Below are 8,490 nucleotides of genomic sequence, written 5' to 3' on the forward strand. Positions count from 1 at the left end.
AGTCAATGTTATCGAAAAGGAGGACTTTGTTTTCGGATTAGTTGGGACACTAAAACTGTATGAACTTTTGTTCTCAACAATACCACAAAGTACACAGCCTAGGCAGAGCCTCCGAATCTGCATTACCAGGCAGAGCCTGGTAACGAGGGATAATTGTTAACAGTCAACAGTCAACAGTCAGTAGGGGCGGTGGATGGTGCGGGCCCGCCCTCTTAACAGTCAACAGTCAACAGTTAACAGTCAACAGTCAACAGTCAACAGTCAACAGTGAATTTACTATTCCGATGAAGACAGGATTTGATATTACTGGTGCGGCACGACCCAAAGGCGATCGTTATTGGAATTTTCGCAATGGGTATTGTGCGCCCTATTATGGCCGTTGAATAATTGTTTCAACTACCCGCCGCTTGACTTTTGGATCGATACCAATCAGCCGCACATATTCGCCGCCGTGTTCCGCCAAACAAGTTTCTAAAGATGCAATTACATCTTTTTCTTTTCCGTTTTGAATTATCGTGCAACTATGCCAAGAACCAGTCTTAAATCGGCGAGTGTCTGCATATTCCATGCCGATTTTGCTGCCCTGTGCTAACAATTGTCGCACTTGTTCCAACACCTCGGAACTCAGCCGCCCTTGACCGTTACTCACGGCAGAAGTTGGCTCTACGTAAGCTTTATAATATTTGGAATTAGGGTCGCTTAATTGATTTTGCGTTGGCGCGGCTGCAGGAACATTGGCGGTTCCTTGAACGTTGAACAGTCGCGATTGGTTGTATTCATCCACTAAGCGCATTTCCTGAATCCGCTTTTGTTGACCCACCATCAAACCGCCCATTTCTAATAAACGAGCGAGGCTGAAATCAGGGTTGTGGAAATCGGGCGGTGCTTCTGTAGTATTTACCAAACGTTTGGAAACTCGCTCGATTCCTATTTGGTGAATGAATTTGCTGACTTGTTCGTCGTAAATGCGCGATCGCAAAGCGCTAAAAAAGTCGATCGACTGATCGGGAAAATTATCTACCAAAGCGACAATTTCGGTTTTTGACAATTTGTCCGAATCAAAAATTCCCCCGACAACCCCAATTTTATCATCGCGGCTGGGTTCCCAATAAAACTTTTCCATCCGCCCGTCGCGAATCAGCGGCGCGTACAGCGTTGAAAAGTCATTTCCGGTGACAATAATCGGCACTCGGTGCAGCGGCGTGCTGTCATAACTTCCCGGTAACTGCACGTTAGTTGGATTGTCGGCAATATTCATCAGAGTGGCATTGACCATCTGAGTATTGACGGTATATTGAGTAGTAGAATCGAACCTGCCAGCACCGGCATCCAAATCGTTAATAAAAATGGCGCACATCTCGCCCCGCACCCGAATTTGCTCCGCAGCTTCCCGGTAGCGCAAGCGAATTAAACGCGCCGGATCTCCCGCATCTGGACTTTCTAATTCTCCACCAGATATCATCACGGGTTCAAAGCCCATCCGCCGAAAAACCAGTTCGGTTTGAAAAGTTTTGCCTTCTCCTTTGCGGCCGTGAATTCCCAAAATTAAGGGAACTCTTATCCCCGGCAAATTTAAAAAGTTTTTAGTGATGTGTACTGCAACTCGATCGAGAAAGCTAGGAGAAATATAATAACTCATCAGTAGATTTGTGAGGGATTGATTGCTGTTAAATAATCCGGCAAAATTAATCACAATTGCATACATCCTGAAAGCCTTACAGCGTCAAGAGTCTTTGTGTAATTAATTGGGCGCGGTTACTTACTGTTATGATTTTATGACAAAAGTAACAGGCTGCACCGCGAAGCTGGATTTTTGCCGTACAATCGAGGTTTAGATATTATCTGTTAAGGAGCCGTTCGTGAGTCCTGAAACCTTACTAAAAGAACCAAGCGTCCAAGCCGAAGCGAGTTTGTTCAGTTCTGAAAGCTTCGACAGCTATGTAATGACTACTTACGGGCGTTTTGCGATCGCCCTAGAACGGGGCGAGGGCTGTCGCGTTTGGGATACCGAGGGCCGCGAATATCTCGATTTTGTGGCGGGTATTGCTACCTGCACTCTGGGACACGCCCATCCGGCGATGATTGCAGCGGTAACGAAGCAAATACAGACCTTACACCACGTTTCTAACCTTTATTACATCCCCGTACAGGGCGAGCTGGCGAAGTGGCTTGTAGACCATTCTTGCGCGGACAGAGCTTTCTTTTGCAACTCCGGCGCTGAAGCTAATGAAGCGGCTATTAAACTGGCGCGCAAGTACGGCCACGAAAAATTAAATATCTCGAATCCGACAATAATTACCGCCGTTGCTAGTTTCCACGGGCGGACTTTGGCGACAATTACGGCGACGGGACAGCCTAAATATCAGAAGGGTTTTAGTCCGTTGGTTCCGGGATTTCACTATGTGCCTTATAACGATATTAGTGCGATCGAACTGGCGATCGCAGAACTAGACAAAGACGAACGTCAAGTAGCAGCAATTATGCTGGAAGCGCTGCAAGGTGAAGGCGGAGTTCGCCCCGGAGATATCGCCTACTTCCAGCGGATTCGCGAAATTTGCGACGAAAAAGGCATTTTGCTGATTCTCGATGAAGTGCAAGTCGGGATGGGGCGCAGCGGCAAATATTGGGGCTACGAAAACCTGGGGATTGAACCGGATATCTTTACGTCGGCGAAGGGGTTGGGCGGCGGTATCCCGATCGGCGCTATGCTGTGCAAATCTTTCTGCGATGTGTTTGAACCGGGAAGTCACGCCAGCACTTTTGGCGGCAATCCTTTTGTTTGTGCTGTCGCTTTGTGCGTGTGCGAAACTTTAGAACGGGAAAACATTCTGGAAAACGTGCAGCAGCGCGGGGAACAGTTGAAAGCTGGCCTCAACAAGTTGGCGGCTGCATATCCGCATTTGATTGCTGAGGTGCGCGGCTGGGGTTTGATTGTGGGGCTGGAATTGCAGGCTGACATCGAACTTACATCGGCTGATATTGTTAAATCGGCGATCGCTGCTGGTGTGCTGTTGGTTCCCGCTGGCCCGAAAGTGCTGAGGTTTGTGCCGCCTCTGATTGTCTCTGCTGCAGAAGTCGATCGGGCTTTGCAGGCGGTGGAGACGGCGCTGCACTCTCAAGCGCTACACTAAATTAACTGGTTCCCAGGCAGAGCCTGGGAACCGATGTCCAGAGGCTCTGCCTCGCCACAGGATTAAGGAGGCAGAGCCTCCGGATCTGCGTTACCAGGCAGAGCCAGGTAACGAGTAATAGCCCAATGCCCAATCCCTCCGCTTCGCTCCGCCCAATGCCCACCCTTCGACTTCGCTCTTCGGGCAAGATGCCCAATCCCTCCGCTTCGCTCCGCCCACCCTTCGACTTCGCTCTTCGGGCAAGATGCCCAATGCCGGACAGTACCTCATCTTTCTGAGAAAGACTATATCTGTATAAATCTTTGAGGATTGTTATAGCTTCCAAGCAATCAGGTTTTTAAGTCTAAAATTTATCATGGTAAAAATAAACCCGCCCCGCTGCAAGTCTGTGGGGGCGGGTTTATCAAGTTTAAAACTTGGCCGAAAACCTGTTTTTTTGGGCGAATAGGTTGTAGCGATGTGTATGGTGGAAAAACCAGGTTTCTTTAATTCCCCTCGGCGACTCCTACCTCCGATTGGGAATTGAAATTTAAACCGGGAACTGATTTAATTGCTGCACAGAAGCAGCGATCGTATGGTTAATAGTTCGGCGGAATGCACGATGGACGAACAGCGTCGCAAAACTGATGTGAATATGCTCCAAGCGCTGCTGGAAAATCCTGTAGACTCAGGAATAGATTTGATTTTGAAGACCAACTCAAAGTCGATCGACTTTGGGTTCGTGCAAACGCTTTACTTGGAAGTGCCGGCACTGACGCCAGACGGTTTGCTCAAAGCTGCCAAATTTTTCCAAAGGGCGATCGCACCCTTAGAATCTGCAAATGGCAATCCTCAAACCGGGGTAGCATATCTAATTTTTTTAGCAGAAGCCTTGCAAGCAGTGGCGGGCAGCGCTGACTCGCACCACCTGTACTCGCTGCTGAGAAATAATTTAGACAAACTAGACCATAATTTCGCAGAATTGTTGCGCTGCTGGGCAACTTTGGTACTACCCGCTGCCAATCAATCCGAGACTAGGCGCATGGCAGCCCTGATCGGCAATCTGAGTAACAAAATTGGGCGGTTTCCTCTCGGTACCAAGGCTAATAACCTGGAAATCGAAATAGCAGGTTACGAAACTGTTGCTAAGGTTTTTACCCGCAAAGATTTTCCCCAAGAGTGGGCGGCAATGCAAAACAATCTGGGCAACGCTTACAGCGATCGCCCGAAAGGCGATAAGGCTCAAAATATCGAACTGGCGATCGCTTGCTTTGTCAATGCCCTAGAAGTGCAGACTCCCGAAGAGTACCCATCCCAGTGGGCGACGCTGCAAAACAATCTGGGAAGCGCTTACAGCGATCGCCTCCGGGGAGATCCGGCAGACAATTTAGAACAGGCGATCGCCTGCTATCAAAACGCCCTAAAAGTTCGCACCCGCGAAGCTTTCGGGGTAGATTGGGCGAGCACTCAAAACAATCTCGGCCGCGCTTACACCCGCAGGCTGCAGGGCGACAAAGCCCAAAATCTAGAACTGGCAGTCGCTTGCTACCACAATGCTTTGCAAGTTTACAACCGCAAGGTGTTTCCCCGGCGCTGGGCCACGACTCAAAATAATTTGGCAAATGCTTACTGCGATTTCGTGCGGGGCAACCGAGCCGAAAATCTCGAATACGCGGTAACGTGCTATCAGAGAGCTTTGCAAGTGCGGACTAGGGAAGCTTTTCCGCAGCAGTGGGCGACGACTCAAAAGAATTTAGGCCGGGTGTTTATCGATCGCGCTAAAGGCGATCCGGTGGAAAATCTGGAAATGGCGATCTCGTGTTTTCAAAATGCTCTACAAGTCTACACCCGCATCAAATTTCCCGAACTCTGGGCTTCGATCCAAACTTACCTCGGCAGAATCTACACCATGCGGGTGAAAGGGGACAAAGCTGAAAATATCGAAATTGCGATCGCCTGCTATCAAAATGCTTTGCTCTTTTGCAACCGTCCCAAAACTCCCGAACGCTGGGCCATGCTGTGCACCAATCTCGGCCGCGCTTTCAGCCAACACCTGAAAGGGGAAAAAAACCGCAACCTCAAAAGCGCGATCGCCTGCTATCAAAATGCGGCGAGAGTATACACCAAACAGGCAGCCCCCGAACGCTGGGCGATGCTGCAAATCGATCTTGGGCGGGCTTTTGCCAAACTGACGGAGGGGGAAAACTTGTCTCACCTCGATCGCGCGATCGGCTGCTATCTCGCTGCTTGCCAAGTCTACACTCGCGAAACCTATCCCCACCACTGGCTGCAAATTGTCTTTTATTTGGGTCAAGCTTACCGAGTTCGCGGCGAGTTGCTTCGCGCCTGCAGCGTGTTTGCTGCTGCTGTCGATACTGTGGAATTATTGCGCCCTGAAGCTGGGCTTGATGCGGTGGATTTGGGCGATCGGATCGGTACGGCAAAAGTCAAATTAGCCAGCATCTCGACTGGACTCTATAAAGGGCTGGTGCAAGTTTGTCTGGAACTCGGTAACACCCAACCCGCATATCGCGCTAAGGCTCTGGAATATGCCGAACGCCACAAAAATCGGAATTTGGTAGAACTGCTGCTGAAATGCGATCTGACTCCCAAAGGAGACTTTTCTGCCGAGGTGCTTGGCTCGTTGAAATCGCTGCAACTGGAAATAGCCAGGGCACAGCGACACGAAGAACAGCCGGAGGCAGAGTCGAGTGCTACCTTAATTTCTGAGGGCGACAGCTCTAGTTTGAACAGCGGTTCTCTGCTGCCGAGTTCGGATTTTATCAACTTAAATCAATTGTGGCGGCAGTTTGATGGGTTGATTGCTCGATCAGTGCAGGCAAACGACCCTTTCTTCAGCTTAGCTCACAAGGTTGAACCCATCGCTTTCGAGCAAATTCGCCAATTGTTGCCTGATGCTAATTCCGCTGCTGTGGTGTGGGCGAGTTTTGAGGATTTGCTGGTGGCTTTTGTGGTGGTTGCTGGCGTGCAATATCCCGCCGTTCACCTGTGTTCGCCGGAAAATGCTTTGGCTGTCGAAAGTTGGGCCAGGGAGTACCTCAGCGCTTATTCTGAGCAAAAAGGTCGCTGGATCAATCATCTCCCGGCTCGGCTCAAACGCTTGGCGGTGCTGCTGGAAATCGATCGACTGGTAGCGCTGATTCCCCAAAATTGCGATCGGCTAATTTTTGTGCCGCACCGATTTTTGCACGCTTTACCGCTCCACGCTTTGCCTCTGGGGGTGACAGAGGGGCTTGAGGAGGGCGGGGGAATTTTCAAATCTGGGTGGAATTCGAGCAGCAGTTTTGACGGGGAGGCGCACAGCAGTTCTGATGTTTTTGCTCGAAGTTCGACTTTTGGCGATGTTTCAGAGGCTGCTGGTTATTTGATCGATCGATTTGCTGGAGGAATTCGCTATGCTCCTAGCTGCGAGTTATTGCGGTTGAGACAAAGCGCGCGCGGCGTAGCTATTGGCCGGTACAGACCGCGTTTGCAGCACCTTTTAGCAGTTCCTACTTTCACCAAAAGTTCACTCTACAGCAACCTGGAAATCGGCACTATTTCCGAACATTTTTCCAGTGCAGAAATTTTGCGTCAAAAGCCGGCTATTCAACAGGCTTTTTCCCAAAAAACAGGGCAGTTGCAGCAGAAAAAATGCGCTCACTTTGCTTGTTTGAGTGTGCTAAATTTGGCGGAATCGATGAAATCTGCTGTGTTGTTGAGGAATGATTCTCTGAGTTTGGAAGAAATTTTTAATTTGGATTTTCGGCAATACTTTTTAGTTACTTTATCGGCTTGCGAAATTGCCGGCGGTTTCCCTAGCGCCGGTGAAGATTTTGTCGGTTTGTCGGCGGGTTTGTTGTATGCTGGTACGTCTAGTGCGGTCAGCAGTCTGTGGAGGGTGAACGATATTTCGATGCTGCTGCTGACAAGCAAGTTTTATGAAAATCTGGGGCGGTTTCCTCGGTTGCAGGTGGGGGATGTGGCGATGGCGCTGATTGACGCTCAAAGGTGGCTGCGAGATTTGACTAGCGAGGAATTGGAGGTGTTGCTGGCGGATTTTCAACCTCAAATTTCGCAAACGTTCGATCGGCTTTCCCAAAGTGCTCGCCTGATTGCTGAGGCGTCTTTGCAGCAAATTCGCAGCCGCAAACCCTGTCCTTTTGCTAATCCTTATCACTGGGCTGCTTTTACGGCTGCTGGGGTTTAGTGATTAGTTATTTGGTCAGCTTAGTAAGGTGATAGATAGAAAAGGGCGATCGGCAATATAATATCTACAACTAAAATCGATTCAGACCTTTTCAATGGAAGCTAGGAGGTATTATGGTACAACTCAAAGACTCCGGTTTTTATTTGCCCAACAACCCAAAACTTGTTCCCATTGCTAAACAACTGCGGCTAAACCAGACAGTCACAGAGAAAAAGATGTGGCAAGGTTTTTTGCGAAAATTGCCCGTTCGCATTTTGCGCCAACGGCCGATTGATAATTTTATTGTTGATTTTTACTGTTCGGGATTAAGACTGGTCATTGAAATTGATGGAGAGAGTCATTTTACTGAACAGGGAAAAATTTATGATGAGGAGAGGACGAATATTTTAGAGGGCTATGGACTTCAGGTGGTTAGGTTTACTAATATTGAAGTTTTGCAGAATTTTGAGGGGGTTTGCTATCAGTTGGAAGGTCTGATCTTCCCTAGCCCCCTTACTAAGGAGGGAACAAGAGAGGGCGAAGTTTTTCGTTCATAACGGGGTTCTGATCCCCCCTAGCCCCCCTTAATAATGGGGGGACAAGAGAGGAGGGAGTTTTTCGTTCATAACGGGGTTCTGATCCCCCCTAGCCCCCCTTAATAAGCAGGGTGGATTAATTGTCAACGCAATAATGTATCATAGAAGAGGCAATCAGATATTACCATCGGGTAAGACTATCACTATAGGACAAAGAATTAATGAATTTATTAGAAGCGATTAAATTAGTTCCAGACCATCGAAAAAACCGAGGAATTAGACATCCACTCTGGCTTATGCTCACAATAATTTTGTTGGGTAGTTGCACGGGATATTGGGGGTATAAGCCCTTGGTAGAATTTACAAAAAATCATCGAAAAACCCTCATAAAATTATTGGCTCTCCCGCCTGATATTCGCTTTCCATCAGATTCAACGTTTAGAAATATAATTCAAGCATTAGATTTTGAGATTTTAGCAGTTCTTTTTAATGTGTGGTGTAAAAAAACATTGTCAATAGACGAAGGAGAATTGATGGCAATGGACGGAAAAGGCATTAAAAGTACCTTAACAGGTGGCAACAGCTCTTACCAAAACTTTGTCACTATGGTTTCCGTTTATAGTCATCATCATGGATGGGTAGTGAGACATCAAGT

5 protein-coding genes are annotated in these 8,490 nt (G+C 48.3%); 4 read left to right on the forward strand and 1 reads right to left on the reverse strand.

The features are described 5' to 3' along the window. Nucleotides 1–370: 370 nt before the first annotated feature. The gene (locus QUB13_RS29960; protein ID WP_333388625.1) at nt 371–1,639 is read right to left on the reverse strand and encodes a ribulose bisphosphate carboxylase small subunit; all 1,269 of its coding nucleotides are present in this window, start codon (nt 1,637–1,639) and stop codon (nt 371–373) included. Nucleotides 1,640–1,859: 220 nt separating this feature from the next. Between QUB13_RS29960 and QUB13_RS29965 the strand changes: the two genes are divergently transcribed. The 4 genes from QUB13_RS29965 to QUB13_RS29980 form a co-directional block, all read left to right on the forward strand. Then, nucleotides 1,860–3,131: an aspartate aminotransferase family protein gene (locus QUB13_RS29965; RefSeq protein WP_333388628.1), complete on the forward strand. Its 1,272-nt coding sequence runs from the start codon at nt 1,860–1,862 to the stop codon at nt 3,129–3,131. A 550-nt stretch (nt 3,132–3,681) separates the two neighbouring features. After that, a complete protein-coding gene (locus tag QUB13_RS29970; protein WP_333388631.1) occupies nt 3,682–7,320 on the forward strand; it encodes a CHAT domain-containing protein in 3,639 nt (1,212 codons plus the stop codon). A 113-nt stretch (nt 7,321–7,433) separates the two neighbouring features. Continuing rightward, nucleotides 7,434–7,856 carry an endonuclease domain-containing protein gene (locus QUB13_RS29975; protein WP_333388634.1) on the forward strand — a complete coding sequence of 141 codons (423 nt, stop codon included), beginning with the start codon at nt 7,434–7,436 and terminating at the stop codon, nt 7,854–7,856. Nucleotides 7,857–8,056: 200 nt separating this feature from the next. Beyond that, the coding region (locus tag QUB13_RS29980; RefSeq protein ID WP_333388637.1) for a transposase family protein at nt 8,057–8,490 on the forward strand (434 nt) is incomplete at its 3' end.

The sequence above is a fragment of the Microcoleus sp. B4-D4 genome (genome assembly GCF_036705185.1).
Lineage (GTDB): Bacteria > Cyanobacteriota > Cyanobacteriia > Cyanobacteriales > Microcoleaceae > Microcoleus.

Bases quoted from the DNA above. Each gene is read 5' to 3' on its own strand.
- QUB13_RS29960 (WP_333388625.1), bottom strand. From the start codon at position 1,639: ATGAGTTATTATATTTCTCCTAGCTTTCTCGATCGAGTTGCAGTACAC.
- QUB13_RS29975 (WP_333388634.1), top strand. From the start codon at position 7,434: ATGGTACAACTCAAAGACTCCGGTTTTTATTTGCCCAACAACCCAAAA.